22 protein-coding genes are annotated in these 26,428 nt (G+C 73.1%); 13 read left to right on the plus strand and 9 right to left on the minus strand.

Annotated features, from left to right (window positions below; genetic code table 11):
* The first annotated feature begins 119 nt into the window (after window positions 1-119).
* Entirely contained in the window at window positions 120-2,879 is a 2,760-nt protein-coding gene (gene acnA, locus ABGB17_RS24545) for an aconitate hydratase AcnA (protein ID WP_347633435.1), read from the plus strand.
* Here acnA and ABGB17_RS24550 read toward each other — a convergent pair.
* Window positions 2,839-4,494: an FAD-dependent monooxygenase gene (locus tag ABGB17_RS24550; RefSeq protein WP_347633437.1), complete on the minus strand. Its 1,656-nt coding sequence runs from the start codon at window positions 4,492-4,494 to the stop codon at window positions 2,839-2,841. The two genes, acnA and ABGB17_RS24550, sit on opposite strands and share 41 nt — an antisense overlap.
* Window positions 4,495-4,592: 98 nt before the next feature.
* Between ABGB17_RS24550 and ABGB17_RS24555 the strand changes: the two genes are divergently transcribed.
* From ABGB17_RS24555 to ABGB17_RS24585, 7 genes are all read left to right on the plus strand, one after another.
* Window positions 4,593-4,796 (plus strand): helix-turn-helix domain-containing protein, encoded by a 204-nt coding sequence (locus ABGB17_RS24555; protein WP_347633439.1) that lies wholly within the window; start codon window positions 4,593-4,595, stop codon window positions 4,794-4,796.
* An 8-nt stretch (window positions 4,797-4,804) separates the two neighbouring features.
* Complete coding sequence (locus tag ABGB17_RS24560) at window positions 4,805-5,281, plus strand: Clp protease N-terminal domain-containing protein (protein WP_347633441.1); 477 nt, start codon at window positions 4,805-4,807, stop codon at window positions 5,279-5,281.
* Window positions 5,282-5,399: 118 nt separating this feature from the next.
* Complete coding sequence (locus ABGB17_RS24565) at window positions 5,400-6,125, plus strand: sulfite exporter TauE/SafE family protein (RefSeq protein WP_347633443.1); 726 nt, start codon at window positions 5,400-5,402, stop codon at window positions 6,123-6,125.
* A gap of 236 nt (window positions 6,126-6,361) precedes the next feature.
* Window positions 6,362-7,483 (plus strand): substrate-binding domain-containing protein, encoded by a 1,122-nt coding sequence (locus tag ABGB17_RS24570; RefSeq protein ID WP_347633445.1) that lies wholly within the window; start codon window positions 6,362-6,364, stop codon window positions 7,481-7,483.
* 61 nt (window positions 7,484-7,544) lie between these two features.
* The gene (locus ABGB17_RS24575) at window positions 7,545-8,321 is read left to right on the plus strand and encodes an ATP-binding cassette domain-containing protein (protein ID WP_347633447.1); all 777 of its coding nucleotides are present in this window, start codon (window positions 7,545-7,547) and stop codon (window positions 8,319-8,321) included.
* Window positions 8,318-9,568 carry an ABC transporter permease gene (locus ABGB17_RS24580; protein WP_347633449.1) on the plus strand — a complete coding sequence of 417 codons (1,251 nt, stop codon included), beginning with the start codon at window positions 8,318-8,320 and terminating at the stop codon, window positions 9,566-9,568. Before ABGB17_RS24575 ends, ABGB17_RS24580 begins: the two co-directional genes overlap by 4 nt.
* 51 nt (window positions 9,569-9,619) lie before the next feature.
* Window positions 9,620-10,873, plus strand: coding sequence for an ROK family transcriptional regulator (locus tag ABGB17_RS24585; protein ID WP_347633451.1), 1,254 nt, complete (start codon window positions 9,620-9,622; stop codon window positions 10,871-10,873).
* A gap of 8 nt (window positions 10,874-10,881) precedes the next feature.
* Here ABGB17_RS24585 and ABGB17_RS24590 read toward each other — a convergent pair whose 3' ends face one another.
* The gene (locus tag ABGB17_RS24590; RefSeq protein WP_347633453.1) at window positions 10,882-11,688 is read right to left on the minus strand and encodes a neutral zinc metallopeptidase; all 807 of its coding nucleotides are present in this window, start codon (window positions 11,686-11,688) and stop codon (window positions 10,882-10,884) included.
* Window positions 11,689-11,919: 231 nt separating this feature from the next.
* Here ABGB17_RS24590 and dxs point away from each other — a divergent pair, with 231 nt between their 5' ends.
* The 3 genes from dxs (at window position 11,920) to ABGB17_RS24605 (ending at window position 16,511) form a co-directional block, all read left to right on the plus strand.
* On the plus strand, window positions 11,920-13,848 hold the full coding sequence (dxs, locus tag ABGB17_RS24595) for a 1-deoxy-D-xylulose-5-phosphate synthase (protein WP_347633535.1): 1,929 nt from the start codon (window positions 11,920-11,922) through the stop codon (window positions 13,846-13,848).
* An 87-nt stretch (window positions 13,849-13,935) separates the two neighbouring features.
* Window positions 13,936-15,414 (plus strand): amino acid permease, encoded by a 1,479-nt coding sequence (locus ABGB17_RS24600; RefSeq protein ID WP_347633455.1) that lies wholly within the window; start codon window positions 13,936-13,938, stop codon window positions 15,412-15,414.
* A gap of 65 nt (window positions 15,415-15,479) precedes the next feature.
* Window positions 15,480-16,511 (plus strand): LacI family DNA-binding transcriptional regulator, encoded by a 1,032-nt coding sequence (locus ABGB17_RS24605; protein ID WP_347633457.1) that lies wholly within the window; start codon window positions 15,480-15,482, stop codon window positions 16,509-16,511.
* Here the strand turns inward: ABGB17_RS24605 and ABGB17_RS24610 are convergent.
* From ABGB17_RS24610 to ABGB17_RS24635, 6 genes are all read right to left on the minus strand, one after another.
* Complete coding sequence (locus ABGB17_RS24610) at window positions 16,508-17,353, minus strand: sugar phosphate isomerase/epimerase (RefSeq protein ID WP_347633459.1); 846 nt, start codon at window positions 17,351-17,353, stop codon at window positions 16,508-16,510. The genes ABGB17_RS24605 and ABGB17_RS24610 overlap by 4 nt on opposite strands.
* The gene (locus ABGB17_RS24615; RefSeq protein ID WP_347633461.1) at window positions 17,350-18,516 is read right to left on the minus strand and encodes a DUF993 family protein; all 1,167 of its coding nucleotides are present in this window, start codon (window positions 18,514-18,516) and stop codon (window positions 17,350-17,352) included. The genes ABGB17_RS24610 and ABGB17_RS24615 overlap by 4 nt, the downstream gene beginning before the upstream one ends.
* Window positions 18,513-19,775, minus strand: coding sequence for a Gfo/Idh/MocA family oxidoreductase (locus ABGB17_RS24620; RefSeq protein ID WP_347633463.1), 1,263 nt, complete (start codon window positions 19,773-19,775; stop codon window positions 18,513-18,515). The genes ABGB17_RS24615 and ABGB17_RS24620 overlap by 4 nt, the downstream gene beginning before the upstream one ends.
* Window positions 19,776-19,859: 84 nt before the next feature.
* The gene (locus tag ABGB17_RS24625; RefSeq protein ID WP_347633465.1) at window positions 19,860-21,104 is read right to left on the minus strand and encodes an HRDC domain-containing protein; all 1,245 of its coding nucleotides are present in this window, start codon (window positions 21,102-21,104) and stop codon (window positions 19,860-19,862) included.
* Entirely contained in the window at window positions 21,101-21,703 is a 603-nt protein-coding gene (locus ABGB17_RS24630; RefSeq protein WP_347633467.1) for a DUF3000 domain-containing protein, read from the minus strand. Before ABGB17_RS24630 ends, ABGB17_RS24625 begins: the two co-directional genes overlap by 4 nt.
* Window positions 21,704-21,772: 69 nt before the next feature.
* Window positions 21,773-21,925, minus strand: a complete 153-nt coding sequence (locus ABGB17_RS24635; RefSeq protein ID WP_347633469.1) for a hypothetical protein — start codon at window positions 21,923-21,925, stop codon at window positions 21,773-21,775.
* Between the two features lie 524 nt (window positions 21,926-22,449).
* Here ABGB17_RS24635 and hemE point away from each other — a divergent pair.
* Window positions 22,450-23,484 carry a uroporphyrinogen decarboxylase gene (gene hemE / locus ABGB17_RS24640; protein ID WP_347633471.1) on the plus strand — a complete coding sequence of 345 codons (1,035 nt, stop codon included), beginning with the start codon at window positions 22,450-22,452 and terminating at the stop codon, window positions 23,482-23,484.
* A 39-nt stretch (window positions 23,485-23,523) separates the two neighbouring features.
* On the opposite strand, the gene ABGB17_RS24645 is transcribed toward hemE, so the two are convergent.
* On the minus strand, window positions 23,524-24,528 hold the full coding sequence (locus ABGB17_RS24645; RefSeq protein ID WP_347633473.1) for a DUF4349 domain-containing protein: 1,005 nt from the start codon (window positions 24,526-24,528) through the stop codon (window positions 23,524-23,526).
* Window positions 24,529-24,663: 135 nt separating this feature from the next.
* On the opposite strand from ABGB17_RS24645, the gene hemG reads away from it, so the two are divergent.
* A complete protein-coding gene (gene hemG, locus ABGB17_RS24650; RefSeq protein WP_347633475.1) occupies window positions 24,664-26,181 on the plus strand; it encodes a protoporphyrinogen oxidase in 1,518 nt (505 codons plus the stop codon).
* Window positions 26,182-26,428 lie beyond the last annotated feature (247 nt).

A 26,428-nucleotide genomic window follows, 5' to 3' on the forward strand; every position in this document is an offset into this window, starting at 1 on the left:
GGTGAGCCTGACTCGTGGCGGCATCCCCCCGGTGCGGCAGGATCTAGGGGCGAAAACCGGCATAGTGCGACCGATCGTCATAGACGGACGAGAGCGTGATCCAAGGGAGGCGAGTCTCCGTGTCCGCGAACAGCTTCGGCAGCCGTGACACACTCCGCGTCGGCGACGCGGCCTACGAGATCTACCGGCTGGACGCCGTCGAGGGGTCGGCGCGCCTCCCGTACAGCTTGAAGATCCTGCTGGAGAACCTGCTGCGCACCGAGGACGGCGCGAACATCACCGCCGACCACATCAACGCGCTCGGCGGCTGGGACCCGAACGCCGCGCCGAGCGTGGAGATCCAGTTCACCCCGGCCCGCGTGATCATGCAGGACTTCACCGGCGTGCCCTGCGTCGTGGACCTGGCCACCATGCGGGAGGCGGTGCGCGACCTCGGCGGCGACCCCGCCAAGATCAACCCGCTGGCCCCCGCCGAGCTGGTCATCGACCACTCGGTCATCGTCGACTACTTCGGCCACCCCGACTCCTTCCGGCGCAACGTCGAGCGCGAGTACGAGCGCAACCGCGAGCGCTACCAGTTCCTGCGCTGGGGCCAGACCGCCTTCGACGAGTTCAAGGTCGTGCCGCCCGGCACCGGCATCGTCCACCAGGTCAACATCGAGCACCTGGCCCGCGTGGTGATGACCCGCCCCGGCGCGGACGGCGCCCTCGCCGCCTACCCCGACACCTGCGTCGGCACCGACTCCCACACCACGATGGAGAACGGCATCGGCGTGCTCGGCTGGGGCGTCGGCGGCATCGAGGCCGAGGCCGCCATGCTCGGCCAGCCGATCTCCATGCTCATCCCGCGCGTGGTGGGCTTCAAGCTCACCGGCGAGCTGCCCGCGGGGGCCACCGCCACCGACCTGGTGCTGACCGTCACCCAGATGCTGCGCAAGCACGGCGTGGTCGGCAAGTTCGTCGAGTTCTACGGCGAGGGCGTCGCCTCGGTGCCGCTGGCCAACCGGGCCACCATCGGCAACATGAGCCCCGAGTTCGGCTCCACCTGCGCCATCTTCCCGATCGACGGCCAGACCATCGACTACCTGCGCCTCACCGGCCGTCCCGAGGAGCAGATCGCCCTGGTAGAGGCGTACGCCAGGACCCAGGGCCTGTGGGCGGACGCCTCGGCGCCCGAGCCGGAGTTCTCCGAGTACCTGGAGCTGGACCTGTCCACCGTGGTGCCGTCCATCGCGGGCCCGAAGCGCCCGCAGGACCGCATCGCGCTGTCGGCCGCCAAGGAGACCTGGCGCCACGACGTGCGCGAGCACGTCGCCGACCTCGACGGCGACGGCATCGACGAGGCCATCGACGAGAGCTTCCCGGCCTCCGACGCCCCGGCGTCCAACGCCCGCGCCGACGGCTCGCGCCCGCACAAGAAGGTGCCGGTCACGCTGGCCGACGGCACCTCGTTCGAGCTGGACCACGGCGTGGTGACCATCGCGGCCATCACCTCGTGCACCAACACCTCCAACCCCTACGTCATGCTCGGCGCCGCCCTGCTGGCCAGGAACGCCGTGGAGAAGGGCCTCACCCGGAAGCCGTGGGTGAAGACCTCCCTGGCCCCCGGCTCGCAGGTCGTCACCGGCTACTTCGAGCGGTCGGGCCTCCAGACGTACCTGGACAAGATCGGGTTCAACCTCGTCGGGTACGGCTGCACCACCTGCATCGGCAACTCCGGCCCGCTGCCGGAGGAGATCTCCGAGGCGATCCAGGCCAACGACCTCGCGGTCACCGCCGTGCTGTCCGGCAACCGCAACTTCGAGGGCCGCATCAACCCCGACGTGAAGATGAACTACCTGGCCTCCCCGCCGCTGGTGGTCGCCTACGCGCTGGCGGGCACGATGGACATCGACCTCGACAACGAGCCGCTCGGCACCGGCGCGGACGGTCAGCCGGTGTACCTGCGCGACATCTGGCCCGCGCCGAACGAGGTGGCCGAGATCGTCGGCTCCTCCATCGACCGCGAGATGTTCGCCCGCGACTACGCCGACGTGTTCAAGGGCGACGACACCTGGCGCTCGCTGCCGATCCCGAGCGGCGACACCTTCGAGTGGGACCCGGCCTCGACGTACGTCCGCAAGGCGCCGTACTTCGACGGCATGCCGGAGAAGCCCGAGCCGGTCACCGACATCGCCGGGGCCCGCGTGCTGGTCAAGGTGGGCGACTCGGTCACCACCGACCACATCTCGCCCGCCGGGTCCATCAAGGCGGGCACCCCGGCCGCCGAGTACCTGCGGTCCAACGGGGTCGAGGTGCGCGACTTCAACTCCTACGGCTCGCGGCGCGGCAACCACGAGGTGATGATCCGCGGCACGTTCGCCAACATCCGGCTGCGCAACCAGATCGCGCCCGGCACCGAGGGCGGCTACACCCGCGACTTCACGCAGGACGGCGGCCCGGTGTCGTTCATCTACGACGCCTCGGTGAACTACCAGGCCGCCGGCACCCCGCTGGTGGTGCTCGCGGGCAAGGAGTACGGCTCGGGCTCCTCGCGCGACTGGGCCGCCAAGGGCACGGCCCTGCTCGGCGTGCGGGCCGTCATCGCCGAGTCCTACGAGCGCATCCACCGCTCCAACCTGATCGGCATGGGTGTGCTGCCCCTGCAGTTCCCCGAGGGCGAGTCGGCGGCGTCCCTCGGCCTCACCGGCGAGGAGGTCTTCGACATCACCGGCGTCGAGGAGCTCAACTCCGGCACCACCCCGGCCACCGTCACCGTCCGCGCCGGGGACGTCGAGTTCCAGGCGGTCGTCCGCATCGACACCCCCGGCGAAGCCGACTACTACCGGCACGGCGGCATCATGCAGTACGTCCTGCGCTCCCTGCTGTCCCGGAGCTGACCGGACCGGGCCGCGCCGCGCCGAACCAGTACGCGAGCGCCCGGCGCGGCCCACCTCCGCCTTCCGCGCTGCCGGTGCCCTCCGCACCGGCCGCGCCCGGGGTGCCCGCCGCCGCGCCCGGGGCGTCCGCCGCCGTCGTGCCTTCCGCCGTGCCCGCCCAGGCCACGTGCCCGTCCGGGCGGACCAGCAGCGCCGCCGCGGGGGGCTCGGGATGGCGCACGGTGACGAGGTCCACGCGGTCCAGCCACGGTGCCGCCTCCTCGCGCGGTCCGTCACCGCCGGTCAGGTCCACCAGCACCGGCCGGGCGGCCCGTAGCGCCGCGGCCAGGTCCTCCATGCCGGGGACGGGGCGTGCGGGGCCCTCCGGCGTGCCGGGCGCGAGGTCGGGCAGCAGGCGGCCGAGCAGCGGGTGCGGGGCCGCGCCGGGCATGGCGTAGCACGTGCCGGAGCCCTGGAGGATGTCACGGAGCCTGCGCAGGGGCTCCTCGAACGCGAACAACTCGGTGAGCAGGTCCCGCAGCGCCGTGCCCTCCTCGCCCTGGGCGCGGTCCAGCGCCGCCTGCGCGCGGGTCGCGGCCAGCGTACGCGCGCCGACGGGATGACGCTCGGCGTGGTAGGAGTCCAGCAGGTGCTCGCCCGCCCGGCCCCGCGCCACCGCGGCGAGTTTCCAGCCCAGGTTGACCGCGTCCGTCATGCCGACGTCCAGGGCCGACCCGCCCGCGGGGAACAGGTGCGCGGCGTCCCCGGCGAGCATGACCCGCCCCGCCCGGTAGCGGTCGGCCAGCCGGCCCTGCGCGACCGTGCGGGACAGCCAGACCGGGTCGCCGAGCGGCAGGTCCGCGCCGAGCACGCGCCGCAGGGCGGCCCGGAACTCCTCCAGCGTCAGCGGGCCGTTGTTGTCCGCCGCCCGCGCGTCGTGCTCGCGTATCCCGACGGTGTGCACCCCGCGCTCGAACGAGGCGACGATCACCCGGCCGCGCTCGGTGCGGTGCCACCCGGGGCCGAGCCGCCCGGCGCCGGGGAGCTCCGGCTGGTCGAAGACCCCCGTACCGTCCGTCGGCGCGGTGAACCGGCCGACGCGCAGCACCTCGGCGTCGGTGGTGCCCGGGAAGCCGATCCCGCCCCACTCCCGCACGCGGCTGCGGGCGCCGTCGCAGCCCACCACGTGACCGGCGCGCACCGTGTGCCCGCCGTCCGGGCCGCGTACCTCGAGCGTCACCCCGGAGGCGTCCAGCCCCATCCCGGTGACCTCGTGGCCCCGCCGCACGTCGGCGCCGAGCTCACGGGCCCGGGCGGCGAGCACGGCCTCCAGGCGGGGCTGCGGGATCATGAGGGCGAACGGCCCGCCGCCGACGGCGGCGAAGTCCAGCGGCACCGAGCCGAACGGGAACCTCGGCAAGGGCCCCGCGAACTCCGCCTCGGCGGTGAGCCGCTCCAGCAGCCCGCGATGGCCGAGGGTGCGGACGATCTGCCCGCCGAACCCGTTCGCCTTCGGGATCGTGCCAGGCTCGTCCCGCCGTTCCAGCACCAGGGGGCGCGCTCCGGCGAGGCACAGCTCGCAGGCCAGCATCAGGCCGGCCGGCCCGGCGCCCACCACGACGACATCGACGTCCATCACTTCGTCTCCGATCGGTGCGCCGGCCGGTCGGTACCCGGCCGGGTCCTGTCAGGCTAGATTGACAAAACACGCGCTGTCAATCTAGCCTGACACGCATGGAAGTCGAGGAACTGGGACAACGCATCAGATCCACCGATCCCGCGGTGGCCTTCCGCGCGGTCGGTGCCCTGCACCGGCTCGCCGAGCGTGTCGAGGCCCTCACGGTGGCCTCCGCCAGGGAGCAGGGCTGGACCTGGGAGCAGATCGGCGACGCCCTCGGCATATCCCGCCAGTCCGTCCACGCGAAGTACGGAAAGTGAGGGCTCCCATGGCCACCAGGGAACGCAGCCCCTTCGTCACCGTGACGAAGGCGGCGCTGGACGAGGCACGGCGCCACGGGGGGCGGCGGCTCGGCACCGAACATCTGCTCCTCGGCCTGCTGCGCGTGCCAGGCACGCCGGCCGCGCGGGCGCTCGGCGTCGGGGTGGACGAGGCCAGGGCCGCCATGGAGGCCCTGGACCGCGCCGCGCTCCGGGCCATCGGCGTCGACGTGGGGGAGTTCCCGCCTCCCGGTGCCGTCTCCCGCCCTCACCCGCCGCTCACCGTCGCCGCCGCCACGTCCACCGCCCGTGCCGTCCTCGACCGCGCCGTCCGCGCCACCACCAGGAAGACCCGCGCCACCGCCCCGGAACACCTGCTCGCCGCCCTGCTCTCCTGCGAGCCGCCCGACCCGGTCGCCGGGCTCCTGGCCGAGCTCGGCGTCGACCGCGCCGCGGTCCGTTCCCGCCTGGGGCTCGGAACCTGACGACGCCGTTCCCGCCGCTTCCCGGCGGGGGCCGCGCCGTGCGGTGGTGGCCGCCGGCCGGTGTCCGGTGGGGAATCCTGTTGCGGGTGGTGGGGAGCGGGCCCGTACGGTGCGGCTTATGACTTCTGAGTGGTTTGTGTTGTTTGTCGCGGGTTTCGCGGTCTTCGTCGGGGCGGTGGTGCAGGGCGGTGTGGGGTTCGGGCTGGGGCTGATGGCGGCGCCGGTGATCACGGTGCTGGATCCGTCGGTGATGCCGGGGGCGGTGCAGATCGTCAACCTCAGCCTGCCGGTGTTCACGCTGGCCGCCGAGTGGCGGGGGGTGGACTGGCGGGGCCTCGGGTTCGCGCTGCTCGGGCGGTTGCCGGGGAGCCTGCTGGGGGCCGTGATCGTGGTGCATGTGAGCACGCAGGTGCTCGGAGTGTTCGTCGGCACGATGGTGCTGGTCGCGGTGGCGGTCACGGCGACGGCGGTGGCGGTGCCGCGCACGGGGGCCACGCTCGGGGCGGCCGGGTTCGTCTCCGGGGTCACGGGGACCGCCACAGGGATCGGCGGGCCGCCGATGGGGCTGGTGTACCAGCACGCCAAGGGGCGGCAGATCCGCGCCACGCTCGCGATGTTCTTCTTCCTGTCGGCCGCGCAGTCGCTGGCCATCCTGGCGCTGGTGGACCACCTGCCCGGCCGGTCGGTGCTCACCGGGGCGCTGCTGATCCCGTTCATGGCCGCCGGGTTCGCCGTGTCGGGCCCCCTGCGGCGCTACCTGGACGGGGGGCGGGTGCGGGCCGGGATCCTGGTCGTCGCCGCGGTGTCGGCGTTCGTGCTGATCGCTCAGCAGCTTGTCCGGTAAATCGCACGTTTCCCGATTGTTACCGGAGACAACAAACTTTGACCCTTGCAGGGCTGGCGCGCCGGCCCCGCAAGGAAATACGTTGCCGCAAACAACATTCAAAGAAACGGCCAAGCCGGGATCCGGCGCACACCGTTCACGCCGGTCAGAGCTCGGCCGGCACCAAGACCCGACCCCCAACGCCACGCCGTACGCGGCAGTGGCAACTGACGAAGCAGAAAGGACCCGGTGCACCCATGCGCAAGGGGATCCTCGGCCTGACCGCCGCCGCTGCGGCGCTTTCTCTCGGTATCACCGCCTGCGGGGGCGATGGCGGCACCGGCGGCGACACCTCTGCCAGCGGCAGCGCCTCGGCGTCCGCGGAGGCCAAGCCGGGCAAGATCGGCGTCATCCTGCCGGACAGCAAGTCCTCGGCCCGCTGGGAGACCGCGGACCGCAAGTACCTCCAGGAGGCCTTCGAGGCCGCCGGCGTGGCTTACGACATCCAGAACGCGCAGGGCGACAAGACGGCCTTCCAGACCATCGCCGACCAGATGATCACCAACGGCGCGACCGTCCTCGTGATCGTCAACCTGGACAGCGGCACCGGCAAGGCCGTGCTCGACAAGGCCAAGTCGCAGGGCGTGGCCACGATCGACTACGACCGCCTCACCCTCGGCGGCAGCGCCTCCTACTACGTGAGCTTCGACAACGTGAAGGTCGGCACCCTGCAGGGTGAGGGCCTCGTCAAGTGCCTCACCGACAAGAAGGCCGAGAAGCCGATCGTCGCCGAGCTGAACGGCTCGCCGACCGACAACAACGCCACCCTGTTCAAGCAGGGCTACGACGGCGTGCTCCAGCCGAAGTACGACTCCGGCGAGTACGTCAAGGGCCCGGACCAGTCCGTGCCGGACTGGGACAACGCCAAGGGCGGTCAGATCTTCGAGCAGATGCTGACCTCCGAGCCGAAGATCGCCGGCGTGCTCGCCGCGAACGACGGCCTCGGCAACGCCGCCATCACGGTGCTGAAGAAGCAGAAGCTCAACGGCAAGGTCCCGGTCACCGGCCAGGACGCCACCGTCGAGGGCCTGCAGAACATCCTCGCCGGCGACCAGTGCATGACGGTCTACAAGGCCATCAAGAAGGAAGCCGACGCCACCGCCGAGCTGGCCATCGCGCTGGCCAAGGGGGAGAAGCCGACCGTCAGCGGCTCGGTGAAGGACCCCGAGGGCAACCGGGACGTCCCCTCCGTCCTGCTCGACCCGCAGCCGATCTACTTCGACAGCGTCAAGGACGTCGTCGCGGACGGTTACGTGAGCAAGGACGACCTGTGCAAGGGCGACTTCGCCGAGAAGTGCACCGAGGCCGGAGTCCAGTAGCGATGAGTGGTACGGCCCGCGCGATCCCCGCGCGGGCCGTTCCGCCAGTCTGAGGAGCAACGTGTCATCCCAACCCGTTCTGGAGGTCCGGGGGCTCGACAAGAGCTTCGGCCCCGTGCAGGTGCTGCACGACGTGGCCTTCTCCGCGCACACCGGAGAAGTCACCGCCCTCGTGGGCGACAACGGCGCCGGCAAGTCGACCCTGGTCAAGTGCATCGGCGGCATCTACCCGATCGACTCGGGCGAGTACATCTTCGACGGCAGGCCCGTGCAGGTGAACTCCCCGCGCGAGGCGGCCGAGCTGGGCATCGAGATCGTCTACCAGGACCTGGCGCTCTGCGACAACCTGGACATCGTCCAGAACATGTTCCTCGGCAGGGAGCGCCGCAGCGGCCTGGTGCTGGACGAGGCCACCATGGAGGAGATGGCGGCCAGGACCCTGGAGAGCCTGTCGGTCCGCACGGTGAAGTCGATCAGGCAGCTCGTCTCCAGCCTGTCCGGCGGCCAGCGGCAGACCGTGGCCATCGCCAAGGCCGTGCTGTGGAACAGCAAGGTCGTCATCCTGGACGAGCCGACCGCCGCCCTCGGCGTCGCGCAGACCGCGCAGGTGCTCGAGCTGGTGCGCCGGCTGGCCGACCAGGGCCTCGCGGTGGTGCTCATCTCCCACAACATGAACGACGTCTTCGCCGTCTCGGACCGGATCGCCGCGTTGTACCTCGGGCGCATGGCCGCGCAGGTGAGGACCTCGGACGTCACCCACGCCCAGGTCGTCGAGCTCATCACCTCGGGACGCAGCGGAGAGCTCGGCCTGAAGAACCTCAACGGAGCCACGGCATGAGTACGACGACGATTCCCGAGAAGCCGGTCGCCCAGGCGCCCAGCATCGGCGGCAACGTCCGCGGTTACCTCGAGCGTGTGCGGGGCGGCGACATGGGCGCCCTCCCGGCGATCTTCGGGCTCATCGTGCTGTGCGTGGTGTTCGCCGCCCTGCGCCCGGTGTTCCTGTCGGCGATCAACTTCGCCAACCTGTTCACCCAGGGCGCCGCGGTCGCCGTCATCGCCATGGGCCTGGTCTTCGTCCTGTTGCTCGGCGAGATCGACCTGTCCGCCGGGTACACCAGCGGCGTCTGCGCGGCGGTGCTCGCGGTCACGCTGGCCACCCACGGCCTGCCGTGGTACGTGGCCGTGTTCGCCGCGATGATCACCGGCGTGGTGATCGGCCTGGTGCTCGGGGCGCTGGTCGCCAAGGTCGGCATCCCCTCCTTCGTGGTGACGCTGGCGGCGTTCCTCGGCTTCCAGGGCCTGCTCCTGGTGCTGGTCCGCGAGGGCACCAACATCTCGGTCCGCGACCCGGTGATCATCGCGATCGAGAACAACAACATGACTCCCGCGCTCGGGTGGATCCTGTACCTCGTCTGCGTCGCGGGCTACGCCCTCGTGCAGGTGGTGCGGGCCAGGCGGCGTGCGGGCCGCGGCCTCGCGGCCGACCCGGTCACGCTGATCGCGGTCCGCGTGGGCGCGCTCGCGGTGATCGGCGGGCTCGCGGTCTACTTCCTCAACCTGGAGCGCAGCCGCAACGCCCTGATCGTGTCGCTCAAGGGCGTGCCGATCGTGGTGCCCATCGTCGTGGCGCTGCTCATCTTCTGGACGTTCGTGCTGCGCCGCACCGCGTTCGGGCGGCACATCTACGCCGTCGGCGGCAACGCCGAGGCGGCCCGCCGCGCCGGCATCAACGTGGACCGCATCCGGATCAGCGCCTTCATGATCTGTTCCGGCATGGCCGCCGTCGGCGGTGTCATCGCGGCGTCCCAGGCGAGCTCGGTCGACCCCAACACCGGCGGCAGCGACGTGCTGCTGTTCGCCGTGGGCGCCGCCGTCATCGGCGGCACCAGCCTGTTCGGCGGCAAGGGGCGCGTGCTCGACGCGATACTCGGCGGCGCCGTGGTCGCCGTGATCAACAACGGCATGGGCCTGATGGGATACAGCTCCAGCGTCAAGTACATCGTCACCGGGCTGGTCCTGCTCCTCGCGGCCGGCGTCGACGCGTTGTCCCGGAAGCGGGCGGCCGCCTCCGGCCTTCGGTGATCGGCGGCCCCCCCACCACGACCGCACAACCGAACAGAGGGACCAACGACGATGACGCGCGCGGGCCCCTCGCAGGACGAGATCCGGCGCCAGAATCTGGGTGCTCTCCTGCGGCACGTGCACCTCGGCGGCCCGACCTCCCGGGCCGAGCTCACCAGCATGATGGGGCTCAACCGCAGCACCATCATGGCCCTCACCGCCGACCTGACGGCGGCGGGCCTGGTGCGCGAGGAACTGCCGCGGGAGAAGCGCCGCGCCGGCCGCCCCTCCCTGGTGGTGCGGCCGGAGTCCTCGATGGTGTACGTGCTGGCGTTCGACATCGGGGTGGACCGGCTGGTCGCGGCCCGGGTGGGGCTCGGCGGCGTGATCCTGGACCGCAGGGAGACCGCCAGGCCCCGCGGGGTGTTCGTCCTTGAGGACGTGGTCGGGCCGCTCGTCGGCTTCTCCCGGCAGATGCTCGGCCGCGCCCGGCGCGGCGCGGTCTGCGTGGGCGTCGGCGTGGCCGTCTCAGGCGGCGTGCGCAGCACCGACGGGGTGCTGCGGTACAGCCCCAACATCGGCGCCACGGACGTGCCGCTCGGCGCGGAGCTGAACGAGCGGCTGGCCCTCGGGGTGCCGGTGGTGGTCGGCAACGACGCCAACCTCGGCGCGCTGGCCGAGCAGGCCAGGGGAGTGGCGGTCAACAGCCGCGACCTGGTCTACCTGCACGGCGACGTCGGCGTCGGCGGCGGCGTGATCGCGTCCGGGCGGCTGCTCGGGGGCCACGGCGGCTACGGCGGCGAGATCGGCCACATGGTGGTCAACACGGGCGGGCGGGAGTGCGGCTGCGGGTCGCGCGGCTGCCTGGAGTCCGAGGTGGGGGAGCGGGCCCTGCTGGAGGCCGCCGGTCGGTTCGGGTCCCAGGTGGGCCGGGACGCCGTGCGCTCGGTGGTGGACGCCGCCGACCGCGGCGACGTGCTCGCGCAGGAGGCACTCAACCGGGTGGGCGACTGGCTCGGCCTCGGCGTGGCCAACCTCGTCAACATCTTCAACCCCGAGATCGTGATCTTCGGGGGGACGTTGCGCGAGATCTACCTCGGCGCGGCGGCCCAGGTGCGCAGCCGGATCGCCACCGACGTGCTCAGCGCCTCGCGGGAGGAGCTGCGGCTGCGCACCCCGTTGCTCGGCGACGACACCACGCTGGTCGGCGCGGCGGAGCTGGCCTTCGACCAGGTGCTCGCCGACCCGCTGGACACGCTGTCGCGGGTCGCGGCGGCCCCCACCGGAATGGCGGGGGCCGGGCCTCTGCCCGCGGGCGGCGGCTGACCGTGCGGTCAGGCCACCATCGCGGACCTGGCGATCCAGGTGTTGCAGGCGGACGGCGAGGCGGCCTTGAAGCCGCGGTTCAGCCAGTTGGCGATGTTCTTGCCCTTGCCGTGGTCGCGGATCTTGTAGTTCTCGTCGCCGCTGCGGCGGCTGGCGTCCAGCAGGTACCGCCAGTCCTCGTCCGGGCGGTCCAGAGACTTCCAGACGCTGCCGATGAACGCCCCGGCGAGGCACTCGGCCTGGAGCTCGTGCCGGCGGGTCTGCTCGTAGTACTCGGCCTTGCCGCGGTTCGGCAGGCGGACGTACTCACCCCAGATGCCGGAGATGTTCTGGATGTGGTGGCCGTACTCGTGCGCTATCACGTCCATGAGGAACAGGTCACTGGGCCGGGACAGCACGTCGCGGTCCAGCATCACGATGATCAGCTTGCTGGAGCTGCAGTACAGCCCCGCGAAGCTCTTGCGCCACTTCTCGCCGCACACCGTCTCCGGCTTTGTGATGAACTTCACCTTCGGCATGGAGAACGGCATCCGCGCCTTGAGGAACTGCGCGCTCCAGGTCACGTCCAGGCACCTGACGAGCGCCTTCAGGTAGGTGCGCGCCGAGGCCGCCGAGCCGGCGCGCACCGGGCGCTCGGGGCAGACGGTCGCGGGGAGCGGCCCGGTGGAGTACAGGGTGTTCCGGGTGAGGGTGCTCGCGTTCTTGACGGGGTAGGCGGCCGGGACCACGGAGGACGCCGGGGCCGCGTTCGCGGTGCCGCCTGCCAGGAGGGACGCCACGACGGCGAGGAGAAGGACGACCGAGGACTTGCCCATGGTCCCGAGAGGGTACGCGAACCCGACCAGTGCCGTAAAACTCAATAAGAAGTGATATGTCAACCCAGCTCTCGCCGGGATCGGTCCACAACCGGACAGACCTGTGCCGCAAAGCACAGCAGGAGCCCCGCAGGAGTGCGAGGCTTAGGCAAATAGACTCAGGCTGGTCGACGAACAGGCGGAGGAGATGATTCCGTGAGCGAGCGGAGCCGGTCAGGCGATCCGGGCGGGCTGCTGGAGACGGTGAAGGGGCCGGGAGATCTCAAGCGCCTGGAGGCCGCCGAGCTTCCGCGGCTGGCCGCGGAGATCCGCGCGCTGCTGGTGGACACCACATCGCGCACCGGCGGCCACCTCGGGCCGAACCTCGGCGTCGTCGAGCTGACCATCGCGATGCACCGGGTCTTCGACTCGCCGAAGGACCGCATCCTGTGGGACACCGGCCACCAGGCGTACGTCCACAAGATCCTCACCGGTCGGGCGGGCGACTTCGCGACGCTGCGCCAGGAGGGCGGCCTGTCCGGCTACCCCAGCCAGTCGGAGTCCCCGCACGACGTCATCGAGAACTCCCACGCCTCCACGGCCCTGTCGTACGCCGACGGGCTCGCCAAGGCGTTCAAGCTGCGCGGCGAGCACGACCGCACGGTGGTCGCGGTGATCGGCGACGGCGCCCTCACCGGCGGCATGGCCTGGGAGGCGCTCAACAACATCGCCGGGTACGCCAAGGACCCCGACCTGCCGCTGGTGATCGTCGTCAACGACAACGGGCGGTCCTACTCGCCGACGATCGGCGGGCTGGCCTCCCACCTCGCCTCGCTGCGCATGACGCAGAACTACGAGCACATGCTGGAGTTCGTCAAGCACAACCTCGGGCGGGTGCCCGTGGTCGGCGGGCCGCTGTACGAGACGCTGCACGGGGTCAAGAAGGGCATCAAGGACGTCCTCGCCCCCCAGGTGATGTTCGAGGACCTCGGGCTCAAGTACGTCGGCCCCATCGACGGCCACGACGAGCAGGCCGTCGAGGCCGCGCTCACCCGTGCCCGCGACTTCGGCGGCCCGGTGATCGTGCACGTGCTCACCACCAAGGGCAGCGGCTACAGCCCGGCCGAGAACCACGACGAGGACTGCTTCCACTCGCCGCAGCCGTTCGACGTCGCCACCGGCGAGGAGCGGCCGAAGCCGCACGGGTGGACCAACGTCTTCAGCAACGAGCTGGTGCGCCTCGGCGGCGAGCGCCCCGACATCGTGGCGATCACCGCCGCCATGCTGCACCCCACCGGGCTCGCCGCGTTCGCCGAGGCGTTCCCCGAGCGCACCTACGACGTCGGCATCGCCGAGCAGCACGCGGTGACCAGCGCGGCCGGGCTGGCCCTCGGCGGCCTGCACCCCGTGGTCGCCGTCTACGCCACGTTCCTCAACCGGGCCTTCGACCAGCTCCTGATGGACGTCGCCCTGCACCGCCTGCCCGTCACCGTGGTCCTCGACCGCGCGGGCGTCACCGGCGACGACGGCGCCAGCCACAACGGCATGTGGGACATGTCGATCCTCCAGGTCGTGCCCGGCCTGTCCATCGCGGCGCCCCGCGACGCCACGCGCCTGCGCGAGCTGCTCGGCGAGGCCGTCCAGGTCACCGACGCCCCCACCGTGGTGCGCTTCCCCAAGGGCGCCGTCCCCGCCGACATCCCGTCCGCGGGGCGGCTCGGCGGCATGGACGTCCTCTACCCGGCCTCCGGGGACGAGGAGGCGGCCGGGGACGCCGGGCAGAAGGCCGGGCGGGTGCTGCTGGTGGCCGCGGGGGCGATGGCCCAGGTGTGCGTGGAGGCCGCCGGGCTGCTCGCCCAGGGCGGCGTCCAGGCCACCGTCGTGGACCCCCGCTGGGTGAAGCCGCTGGACGCCGCCCTGGTGACCGCCGCCGCCGAGCACGACCTGGTGGCCGTGGCCGAGGACAACGGCCGCGTGGGCGGCGTGGGCGACGCCGTCGCCCGCCTGTTGCGCGACGCCGGCGTGCTCACCCCCGTGCGCACCTACGGCATCCCCCAGCGTTTCCTCTCCCACGCCAAGCGCACCGTCATCCTCACCGAGATCGGCCTCACCCCCGACCACATCGCCACCGACCTCACCAAGGCCTTGAAAGACCCCACCGCCCCGCAAACCTCACTCTGAGGTGCACTTCCCCACTGGTCACCGGCATGAGGGGAGGTTTCCCGGGCAGGCGCTGGGGATCGCCGGTGTGATTGGGGTGGTGTGAAGATGGGGATTTTCCGCACCAAGTCCGTAGAGAGGTCGCTGGAGGACACCGAGGCGCCCGAACATCGGCTGAAGCGCAGGCTCAGCGCGGTCGACCTCGCCGTGTTCGGGGTCGGTGTGATCGTCGGGACGGGCATCTTCGTGCTGACCGGCGAGGTCGCCAAGGAGACCGCGGGCCCGGCGGTCGCCCTGTCGTTCGTCGTGGCGGGCGTCGTGTGCGGCCTCGCGGCGCTCTGCTACGCGGAGTTCGCCGCCACCGTGCCGGTGGCCGGGTCGGCGTACACGTTCTCGTACGCCGCGGTCGGCGAGTTCCCCGCCTGGATCGTCGGCTGGGACCTCATGCTGGAGATGGCCCTCGGGGCTGCCGTCGTGGCGGTGGGATGGTCGGGGTACTTCACGGAGCTGCTCACGACCATGGGCATCAGGCTGCCGGAGACGTTCGCGGGGGAGAACGCGACGATCAACGTCCCGGCGGTCGTCATCGTGCTGATCCTCACCGGGGTGCTGGTCGCGGGCATCAAGCTGTCCGCGCGGGTCAACCTCGTCGTGGTGACGATCAAGGTGGCGGTGATCCTGCTGGTCATCGTGGCCGGGCTGTTCTTCGTGTCCAAGGCCAACTACACCCCGTTCATCCCCCCGGCCGAGGCCACCCCGAAGGTCGGCGGCCTCCAGGCGCCGCTGATCCAGGTGCTGTTCGGCCTGACCCCCGTCTCGTTCGGGGTGTTCGGCATCTTCGTGGGCGCCGCCATCGTCTTCTTCGCCTTCATCGGCTTCGACGTGGTGGCCACCGCCGCCGAGGAGACCCGCAACCCGCAGCGCGACCTGCCGATCGGCATCATCGCCTCCCTGGTCCTGTGCACCGTGCTGTACGTCGCGGTGTCGCTCGTGGTGGTCGGCATGCGGCCCTACGACCGGCTGAGCACCGAGGCGCCGCTGGCCACGGCGTTCCGCGAGGTCGGGCAGAGCTGGCTGGCCACGATCATCAGCGTCGGCGCGCTGGCCGGCCTGACCACCGTGGTGATGATCCTCATGCTGGGCCAGAGCCGGGTGTTCTTCGCGATGAGCCGGGACAACCTGCTGCCCCGCTCGCTGGCCGCGGTGCACCCGCGCTTCGGCACGCCCTACCGCATCACGCTGATCATCGGGGCGGCCACCGCGCTGCTCGCCGGGTTCATCCCGCTGTCGGCGCTCGCGGAGCTGGTGAACATCGGCACGCTGTTCGCGTTCGTGCTGGTGTCGATCAGCGTGATCATCCTGCGGCGCACCCGGCCCGAGCTGCCCCGCTCGTTCCGCACGCCGCTGGTGCCTCTGGTGCCCGTGCTGTCGGCGCTGGCGTGCCTGTACCTGATGATGAACCTCCCCATCGAGACGTGGCTGCGGTTCCTGGTGTGGATGGTGCTCGGCGTCGTCGTCTACTTCGCCTACGGCGCGCGGCACAGCCGGGTCGCGGCGGCCGAGCGGGCCGGCGTGGGCACGGACTGAGACACCGAGGTCATACCGCGCGTCCTCCCGCAGCACAATAGGAGGAGAGCACAGGGAGGACGGCCATGGTCACGCTGGAGGACGTCGCCAGAGAGGCCGGGGTGTCCCTGGCGACGGCGTCGCGGGTGCTGAACGGCAGCACCCGCCGGGTCGGCGCGGCCCTGCGCGCCCGGGTGGAGTCCACCGCCAACCGCCTCGGGTACCGCGTCGACGCGACCGCCCAGACGCTGGCCCGGGGGGCGAGCAACATCGTCGGCCTCGTCGTACAGGACCTCACCGACAACTACTTCGCCACCATCGCCGACGGCGTCATCCGCTCCGCCGACCTGCATGACATGGTGGTGACCATCACCACCACCTACCGCGACCCCGAGCGGGAGATCGCCCAGATCGCGACGATGCGCGCCCAGCGTGCCCGCGTCGTGGTGATCGCCGGTTCCCGGCGGTCGGACGAGCGCATGGCGCGGCGCCTGTGCGACGAGCTGGACGCCTACCGGTCCGCCGGCGGACGCGTCGCGCTCATCGGGCAGAGCTTCGGCGGGGTGGACACCGTGGCCCCCATGAACCGTGAGGGCGCCGCCCGGCTCGCCCACGCCCTCGCCGGGCTCGGGCACCGCCGGTTCGCGGTGCTGGCCGGGCCGCCCGACCTGCTGACCGCGGTCGACCGCTGCGAGGGCTTCACCGGGGCCCTCACCGGGCTCGGCCTCCCTCCGCCGCTGATCCTGCACGGCGGTTTCGACCGCGACGGCGGCCACGCCACCGCGCTGGAGTTCCTCGACCTGCGCTCCGACGTCACCTGCCTCTACGCCGTCAACGACGTCATGGCGGTGGGCGCGCTGGCCGCGTTCCGCGAGCGTGGCGTCCGCGTCCCCGGCGACCTCTCCCTCGCGGGCTTCGACGACATCGCGCCGCTGCGCGACACCGTGCCGCCACTGACCACCGTGCGGCTCCCGCTGGCCAAGATGGGCGCCATGGCGCTGAACCTCGCCCTGACCAGCGGCGACGTCCAGCGCACGGAGTCCGTGCCCGGCGAGGTCATCCTGCGCGCCAGCGTCGCGGCCCTGCCCGCGCCCGCGCCGTCGGGCCTCGTCACCTAGCTGTCGGCGAACATCTGCCGGTAGCGCCGCCTCATGGTGGTGAGCACCTCGTCGGGGTCGGCGGCCCAGACGTCGGCGTTGAAGATCTCCACCTCGATGTCGCCGGTGTACCCGGCGGAGAGCACGGCGGACGTCATGGCGCGCAGATCGATCACGCCGTCGCCCATCATGGCGCGGCCGAGCAGGATCTCCGGCGGCAGGGGGTGCAGCCAGTCGGAGACCTGGTAGGCGGCGATGCGGCCGGACGCCCCCGCGCGGGCGATCTGGGCGGGCAGGTCCGGGTCCCACCAGACATGGAAGGCGTCCACCACCACGCCGGCCCACTCGGGCGGATGGCGCTCGACGAGGTCGAGGGCCTGGCCGAGGGTGGAGATCACGGCGCGGTCGGCGCAGTACATGGGGTGCAGGGGCTCGAGGGCCAGCCGGACCCTGCTCCTGGCGGCGTACGGCACGAGCGCGTCGACGGCCTCGGCCACCCGGGCGCGGGCGCCCGGCAGGTCGCGGGAGAACCAGGCCGGGGGAGTGGCGCCCGGCGGCACGCCCGGCAGGCCGCCGACCACCAGCACCAGGCATTCGGCGCCCAGCTCGGCGGCCTCGTCGATGGCCCGCCGGTTGTCGTCGAGCGGGCCGCCGGAGGTCAGGAAACCGCCACGGCAGAGCGACGACACCCGAAGCCCGGCGGCGCGGACCGCGCGCGCGGACGCGGCGACGCCGTACTCGCCGACCTGCTGGCGCCACAGCCCGATCGCCGGGACGCCGTGCCGCACGCAGCCGTCCACCGCCTCGCGCAGCGACCACCGCTGGGTGGTCCACTGGTTGAGGGAGAGCCGGTCCTCGCTCATGCCCGCATCCCGTGCACGGCGAGCAGGCAGCGCATGCGGTGGGCGGCGAGCTCCGGGTCGGGGAACAGGCCCGCCTGGTCGGCGAGGCGGAACAGGGCGGCCAGGTGGAGGAGCGGCCGGGCGGACTGGGCGCCCCCGATCATGCTGAAGGCGCGCTGGTGGCCCGCCAGCCAGGCGAGGAAGACGATGCCGGTCTTGTAGTGGTACGTCGGGGCCTGGAACAGGGTGCGGGCCAGCGGCACGGTGGGGGCCAGGGTGTCGTCGTAGGCCGCGAGGTGGCGGGCGCGCTCGCCGGGGTCCGCGGCCTGCTCGGCGGCGTCCAGGGAGCGCAGGGCCGCCGCGGCGACGGGGGCGATGGCGTCGAAGATTCCGAGCAGCGCGTGGGAGCCCGACCTGATGAGTGAGGGGTAGTTGAAGTCGTCGCCGGTGTAGAGGCGGACGCCGGGCGGGAGGGCGGCGCGCAGGCCCCGCTCGTGGTCCTCGTCCAGCAGGGAGACCTTCACGCCCTCCACGCGGGGGGCGTGCTCGCGGATCAGCGCCAGCAGGTGGGCCGTGGCGGTGGGGACGTCGCGGGAGCCCCAGTAGCCGGACAGCGCCGGGTCGAACATCTCGCCCAGCCAGTGCAGCACGACGGGACGGCCCGCGTGCGCGATCAGCTTGCCGTAGACGGCGTGGTAGTCGTCCGGTCCCCGGGCGACGCGGGCCAGCGCGCGGCTGGCCATGATGATCACACCCGCGCCGGTGTCGAGCACGGTCTCGATCTGTTCGAGATAGGCGGCCTCCACCTCGGCCAGGGTCGCCGCGTCCGGCGCGTGGTCGGTGCCGGCGCCGCAGGCCAGCAGCGCCGCCGGGTCGCCGTGGTCGCGGGCGGCCTCCGCGCCGCGCCGGATCAGTTCCCGTGCGGCGGTCCAGTCCAGCCCCGCGCCACGCTGCGCGGTGTCCATGGCGTCCGCCACGCGCAGGCCGTACGACCACAGGTGGCGGCGGTAGGCGAGGGTGGCCTCCCAGTCCACGGCCGCCGGGGCGCCGGGGGAGTGGCCGGCGAGCGGGTCGGCCACCACGTGTGCCGCGGCGTACGCGACCCGCCCGGCGGGCGCGGGGCCCGGCGGCGGTGGCGCCGCACCGCGCATCGTGTACGGCCCGTCGAGCAACTCGATCCTCATCGCCGGCCCTCCTGCCTGTCCGGGCGATTGCCGCCCTCCCCGGCCCTGCCCGGCGAGTCCGGGGAGCCCGGCGTGCCCGGGAGGGCTGGGGTGCCCGGGGCGGCCGGGGCGCCGAGGTCAAGCGTGGGGACGGGGACGCGGCGGCCCTCGGTGGAGGAGAGCAGGCCGAGTTCGGCGAGTTGTACGCCCCTGGTGCCGCTGGCGAAGTCGTGCGGGAACGGGGCGTCCTCCAGGACGTGGCGCAGGAACAGTTCCCACTGGGCGCGGAAGGCGTTGGGGAAGGGGGCGTCGGCCGGGACCTCCTGCCACTGGTCACGGAAGCGGTCGCCGGACGGCTCGTCGGGGTTCCAGACCGGGCGGGGGGTGGCGACGCGGTGCTGCGCGCGGCAGGAGTGCAGGCCGGCGACGGCGCTGCCGTGGGTGCCGTCGACCTGGAACTCCACCAGCTCGTCGCGGTGCACCCGGACGGCCCAGGACGAGTTGATCTGCGCGATCACGCCGCCGGCGAGCTCGAAGATGCCGTACGCGGCGTCGTCGGCGTCCGCCTGGTACGGCTCGCCCCGCTCGTCCACCCGTTCGCCGATGTGGGTGACGGCGCGGGCGGTGACGGCCTCGACCCGGCCGAACAGGTTCTCCAGCACGTAGTGCCAGTGCGGGAACATGTCCAGCACGATGCCGCCGCCCTCGGCCGCGCGGTAGTTCCACGACGGCCGCTGCGCCTCGCGCCATCCGCCTTCGAACACCCAGTAGCCGAACTCGCCGCGCACCGACAACACCCGGCCGAAGAACCCCGAGTCCAGCAGCCCGCGCAACTTGCGCAGACCCGGCAGGAACAGCTTGTCCTGCACGACGCCGTTCCGCACCCCCGCGGCGGTGGCGGCGCCGGCGAGGGCGGCGGCGTCGCTCAGCGTGCCGGCGACCGGCTTCTCGGCGTACACGTGCTTGCCGGCCGCGATGGCCTGGCGGACGGCGTCCGCGCGGGCGCTCGTCACCTGCGCGTCGAAGTAGACGAGGTTGCGGTCGTCGGCCAGCGCGGTCCCGAGGTCGGTGGTGTGGTCGGCGACGCCGTGGCGCGCGGCCAGCCCGGCGAGCTTGGCGGCGTCGCGGCCCACCAGCACCGGGCGCAGCGTCACCCGGCGCCCGCCGGACAGGGCGAGCCCCCCGTCGGCGTTGATCGCGAGCACCGAGCGCAACAGGTGCTGGCGGTACCCCATGCGGCCGGTGACGCCGTTCATCACGACGCCGACGGACGTCCCCATGCGGCTCCCTTCCTCACACGGCAGGCGGAAAGCGCTTTCCAGTCCGCTCCACCGTAAGAAGCGTGCCGTGCGGCAGTCAAGCGATCAGGGGTCCAGCTCGCCCTTCGCGTCCAGCCGGATCAGCGCCTTGGAGATCGCGTGGACGGTCAGGGCGATCTGCCACTCGCGGGCGCCGAGCTCGCGCAGGCGGGCCGCGAGCGCGTCGTCGCCGAGGTCGTCCGGGGGTTCCCATGTGAGGCGGCGGATCGCGTCGGGCTGCAGGAGGTTCTCGGTGGGCATGCGGTGGGCGTCGGCCAGCGCGGCGACGGCGGCGCGGGCGGCGGCCAGGCGCTTGGCGGCGGCGGGGTCGCGGTCGGCCCAGCGGTTGGCGGGCGGCGGGCCGTCCCCGGGGGCGCTCGGGTGGGGGAGCTGCGCCTCGGGCAGCACCCGGGCCCTGCCGATGGCGCCGAGCCACTCGCGCAGGTGACGGCGGGCGCTGCGGCCGGTGAAGGGGGCGATGTCGGTGAGCGCCTTGGTGGTGCGCGGCTGCTCCAGCGCGGCCGTCACGATCGCCGAGTCCGGGAGCACCCGCCCCGGTGCGAGGTCGGCGCGGCGGGCCAGCTCGTCGCGGAGCGTCCACAGCTCCCGCACCACCGCGAGCCCGCGCAGCGTGCGCACCCGGTGGATGCCCGACGTGCGGCGCCAGGGGTCCGAGCGCGGTGGCGAGGGCGCGGCGGCGAGGATCGCGGCGAACTCCTCGCGGGCCCACTCCAGCTTGCCGCCCGCCTCCAGCTCGGCGTGCAGCGCGTCGCGCAGCTCGATCAGCACCTCGACGTCGAGCGCGGCGTACCGGAGCCAGTCCTCCGGCAGCGGGCGGTGCGACCAGTCGGCGGCGGAGTGCCCCTTCTCCAGGCGCAGCCCGAGGACGTTCTCGACCATGGTGCCGAGACCCACGCGCTCGTAGCCGAGCAGCCGCCCGGCGAGCTCGGTGTCGAACAGCCGCCGCGGCACGAAACCCACCTCGGCGAGGCACGCGAGGTCCTGGGTGGCGGCGTGCAGCACCACCTCGGCGCCGGCCACGGCCGCGTTCAGCTCCGACAGGTCCGGGCAGGCGATCGGGTCGATCAGCGCGGTGCCGGCACCGGCCCGGCGCAACTGCACAAGGTACGCCCGGCCGCTGTAGCGGTAACCCGAGGCGCGCTCGGCGTCGACGGCGACCGGGCCGTCGCCGTCGGCGAACGCCCGGACCGCCGCGGCCAGCGCGGCGGGGTCCTCGACCACCGGCGGGATGCCCTCACGGGGCTCCAGCAGCGGTACGGCGTCGGATGCGGGGATGGTTTCGTCGGTCACGTCCTGAAGGGCTCCGGATCTTCGCGACGGGCGGGCCGTGGCGGGAGGCTCGCGACGTCGGGTGGCAGCGGCGGGATGCCCGCCGCGAGGCACATCAGGTCGCACCAGGCGGCCACGTGCGCCGAGAGGTCCTCCTCCAGGGGGGACCACGACGCGCGCAGCTCCAGCTCGGTGGTGACCGGGTCGCCGGCCTTGTTGCCGAAACCCTCGGACACGGCCCTGGTGACCGTGCCGCCCGCGGCGGCGTACCGCGCCTGGTGAGCGTCCAGCGCCTCGGTCAGCCAGCTCCACGCGACGGGGCCGAGCATGGGGTCGGAGGTGATCTCGGGCTCCATGTCGGCACGCACGTACGCGACCAGCCGGAACGGGCCGTCCCAGCCGCGCTGGCCGTCGGGGTCGAACAGCATGATCAGCCGGCCGACGGCCAGCTCGTCGTCGCCGCGCAGCACCGACGCGCCGACCGCCCCCGAGTACGGGGCCAGGCGCTGCGGAGCGGGGATGTCCTCCAGCTCGATCTCGGGCCTGACCTGGGCGGGACGCAGGCTCGCCAGCGCCCGCCTGAAAGCGGCGGGAGCCGGTGGCGCGTCACCGATGGTCATGATGGCAGCGTAGGCGGGAGCGGGCGGTGCCGGAAGCAGTGGGGTGCGCGCTGGGTACATGACCGGTGATCAACCCGCCATCACCGGGGCGTCGTCACGCCCCGCCCGCGCCTCGTCATGGGCGTCGAAGCGGAAGAGCCGCCAGGCCTGCCGCCCGGCGGCACGGAGCGCGCGGTGCACGGTCACCGTGCGGTGCTCGGAGGAACTCCATATCGCGGTCATCGCGGGCCTTTCATCGGGTCGTCCCCTATGTCGGGAGCTCGCGTGGACGGCGCGGCGCGTCGCCCGGCGCTCCCCCGCGCGCCTGGTCCGCGAACTCCAGGGCTCGTCCGACGTTGGCACGTCACGGCGACATTTCCCCGCAACGCGCTCGGCGTGTCCCGAAAGTGGTCACCGATTCGGCACCGCACGCTGATTTGACGAACTTTTGACGCACCCGCACCATGATCGCGAACCTTGTGTGAGTCGTACTGTACCTCCGCCAGAAGATTCGTTGCCCCGGCGACCTGCTCGTCCGGCCCGTCCTTGACGCCACCAAACCCGACAAAGTGTACGCATAGCCCTGTCTATTGTCATTAACGGACAAGACCCGGAGTAAATATCTTTTACCGCAACACCCGCGCCGCCCCACGACGGGAGCCCGTGCCGCCGGCGGGGCTGATCCCGTGGCGGTGAGGGGGCGGGGGCGCGCGGACCGGGGTGTGCGCGGTGCGCGGACCGGAGGGCTCACGTGGGACCCTTGGACGGTGCATCGTGACACCGCCGACTCGCCGTTCATCCGTGCCTGCCGCAGGCTGCCCGTGCCCCGCACCCCGGTGTGGTTCATGCGCCAGGCGGGCCGTTCGCTGCCCGAGTACCGCGCCGTGCGCGCCGACGTGCCGATGCTCACCGCGTGCGCCACGCCGGACCTCATCGTGGAGGTCACGATGCAGCCGGTGCGCCGGCACGGGGTGGACGCGGCGATCTTCTTCAGCGACATCGTGGTCCCGCTGAAGGCCATCGGGGTGGACCTCGACATCGCGCCGGGGATCGGGCCGGTCGTGGCGTCGCCGATCCGGGACGCCGCGGCGCTGGACGTGCTGCGGCCCCTGGAGCCGGGGGACGTGCCCTACGTCACCGAGGCCGTGCAGTCGTTGGTCAAGGAGCTCGGCCCGACGCCCCTGATCGGCTTCGCGGGCGCGCCGTTCACCCTGGCGTCCTACCTGATCGAGGGCGGGCCGTCCAAGAACCACGACCACACCAAGGCCATGATGTACGGCGAGCCGGCGCTGTGGCACGCCCTCATGGAGCGGCTCACCGTGATCACCCTGGCGTACCTGCGGCTGCAGGCCGAGGCGGGCGCCTCGGCGCTGCAGCTCTTCGACTCCTGGGTGGGGGCCGTGGCCCCGGCCGACTACCGCGAGTTCGTCCTGCCCTACACCGGCCGGATCTTCGCGGGGCTCGCCGATCTTGACGTGCCCCGCGTCCACTTCGGCGTGGGCACCGGCGAGCTGCTTCCCCTGATGGCCGAGGCCGGCGCCGACGTCGTCGGGGTCGACTGGCGGGTCCCCCTGAGCGAGGCCGCCCGCAGGGTGGGGCCGGGCAAGGCGCTCCAGGGCAACCTCGACCCGGCCGTCCTGCTGGCCCCCTGGGAGGTCGTGGAACGGCGGGCCCGCGCCGTGCTCGCGGAGGGACGCGCCGCCGAGGGGCACATCTTCAACCTGGGCCACGGCGTGCTCCCCGCCACCGACCCCGAGACGCTCACGCGCCTGACCCGCCTCGTGCACGAGACCACGGCCTGACCCGCCTCGTGCACGAGACGACCGCCTGACCCGCCCCGCCTACTCGTCGGGGGAGGCGGCCGCTTTCGGGGACTCGGGGGCGGCCAGGGCGGGAGCGGGCGTGCGGATCGGGCGGAGACGGCGGACCGCGCGGTAGACCAGCCAGAGCAGGGCCAGCGGGATCAGCCAGGGCAGCACGGCGCCGAGCACGGTCAGGCCGACCTTGGTGGTGCTCACCAGGGCACGCCAGCCGGACTTGAGCCCGCCGAGGAAACCCGCGGGCCCGGGGTCGGGCTTGGCCGCGACGACGGCGGCGGGGCCCACCAGGCGCAGGGTCAGGGTGGCGGCGCTCGTCTGGGCGGCCAGCACCTTCTGGCGGGCCTGCAGGGACTCCAGGTCGGCCTCACGGTCGCTGATCTGGCGTTCCACCTGCAGGACCTCGCCGATGGTCTTGGCGCGGCCCAGCAGCGTCCTGAGCTGCTCCAGGGCGGCCTTGGTGGACGCCAGGCGGCTCTCCACGTCGGCCACCTGCTCGGTGACGTCCTCGGTGCTCTGGCTCAGGGACTGGCGCTTGCCGAGTTCCTTGCCGAGGCGGTCGAGGACGCCGGGGTACGCGGCGGGCGGGACCTTGAAGACCAGGGTGGCGCCGGCCTCCCGGCCGAACGACGTGGAGTCCTCGCGGTCCAGGCGGCCGCCGGCGCCGGTGACGATCTGCTTGGCCTTGTCGGCGGCGCCGGCGACGTCGGTGGCGCGTACCGTCATCTCGCCGGTGTAGATGATCGCCCGGTCGGTGGGGGCGAGCTTGGGCGCGCCGTCCTTGTCCTGGGGGGCCTCGCCGGCGTCCCTGGCGTCGGCGCCGGCGGCCGGACGCCGCTGGGCCTCACCGGCGGGACTGAACTGGTCCACTGCGGGGGCCGGTGCCGCGGCGGGCCCGTCCGCCGCTCCGCCCGCAGCCGCGGATTCGGGTGCGCCCGCCGAACCGCCTCCGCATCCGGCGAGGGCGAGGGCGAGGGTCACGGCCGCGAGGGCCGCGGCCAGCGGGCGGCGGCCTCGTAATCTGCTCATGCCCTCTTGACGACTCGGGCCCGGCTCCGGTTTGGCGGGCCGCGTCACAATGGCGTCACGGTATCCCCGCCGCCGTTCACAGGCACGCCACGGCCGGGCGCGGGGCGCGGGCCCGGCCGGGTAACGTCTGGGGATATGGAAGGCACTTGGCGTCATGTCGTGGTCGTGGGCGGGGGAATCTCCGGGCTGGCCGCGGCGTGGCACATCGGCCAGGGCGACCACACCGACCGGGCAGAGCGCGGTCAGCAGGGCGAGCGCGGCGGGCACAGTGAGCGCGGCCGTCGCGGCGGCGTCCGGGTCACCGTGCTGGACGGCGCGCCCCAGGTCGGCGGCAAGCTCCGTGTCTCCCCGATCGCGGGGCTGCCCGTGGACGAGGGCGCCGAGGCCATGATCGCCCGCCGCCCCGAGGGCAAGGAGCTGGCCCGCATGGCCGGCCTCGGCGACGATCTCGTGCACCCCGCGCGGGTGCCCGCGTCCGTCCTCAGCAGGGGTGCGCTGCGGCCCATGCCGAAGGGCCAGGTCATGGGCGTGCCGTCCGACCTCGGCGCCCTCGGCCGCTCGGGTGTGTTGTCCCCTGCGGGCCTCGCCCGGGTGCCGCTCGACCTGGTGCTGCCCGCCACGCTGATCACCTCGGACGTCTCGGTGGCCGCCTACATCCGGGCCCGGGTGGGGAGCGAGGTCGTCGACCGGCTGGTGGAGCCGCTGCTCGGCGGGGTGTACGCCGGCCGCGCCGACCAGCTCTCGCTGGACGCCACGCTGCCCCACATCGCCACCGCGGCCCGCACCGAGCGCTCGCTGCTGCGCGCCGCCCGCGCCATCGCGGCGCAGGCGCCCGCCGACGGGGGGCCGGTGTTCACCACCCTGCGCGGCGGCATGGGCCGCCTGGCCGAGGCGGTCGCGTCGTCGTCCGGCGCCGAGGTGCGCACCGGCGTGATGGTGCGCGAGCTGGCCCGCACGCCCACGGGCTGGCGCCTGGTGGCCGGGCCGGCGCGTGACCCCGAGGTCATCGAGGCGGACGCCGTGGTCGTCGCGCTGCCCGCGCCCGCCGCGGCCAAGCTGCTGGCGGCCGAGGTGCCGAAGGCCGCCGCCGAGTTGTCCCGCGTCGAGTGCGCCAGCATGGCGATCGTGACGCTGGCCTACCCCAGGGACGCGTTCCCCGAGCCGCCGTCCGGCAGCGGCTACCTCGTGCCGCCGGTCGAGGGCCGCCCGGTGAAGGCGGTGACGTTCAGCACGGCCAAGTGGCCCCATCTGGCCGAGGCCGACCCCGGGGTGTTCGTGGTGCGCTGCTCGATCGGCCGTCTCGGCGAGGAGTTCCTCCTCCAGCGGGACGACGACGAGCTGGTGGCGCTGGCGATGGCCGAGATGGCCGAGATCACCGGAGTGCGCGGCCTGCCGCTGGAGACCCGGGTGACCCGCTGGGGCGGCGCGCTGCCGCAGTACAACGTGGGCCACCTCGACCGCGTCGCCCGTGTGCGCGCCGCGGTCGCCGTCCAGCCCGGTCTCGCGGTCTGCGGCGCGGCTTACGACGGCGTGGGCATCCCCGCCTGCGTCTCCACCGCCCGCACCGCCGCCGCCACGGTGCTCGCCCACCTGCGCGACCTCGGCGACGAGGAGCCCGGCGGCCGCCACGAGGACCACGCGGCCAGCCGCTGACCCCGCGCCGGGCACCCGGGCGGCGGGGCGGGCGGGGGCGATTGGATGATGGGACACGACGGAACGCGGACGGGCGAGCAGGGAGCGGCGCGGTGAGCGAGGGCGGAGCGGTGAGCGGGGCGGCCGAGGAGGCAGCGGTGCGCGGCGCCGCCGAGGAGGCAGCAGTGCGCGGGGGAGCCGGGGAAACAGCGGTGAGCGGGGCAGCGGGGGAAACTGTGGTGAGCGGGGCGGTCGAGGAGGCAGCGGT

The organism is Sphaerisporangium sp. B11E5 (assembly GCF_039871875.1).
GTDB lineage: Bacteria > Actinomycetota > Actinomycetes > Streptosporangiales > Streptosporangiaceae > Sphaerisporangium.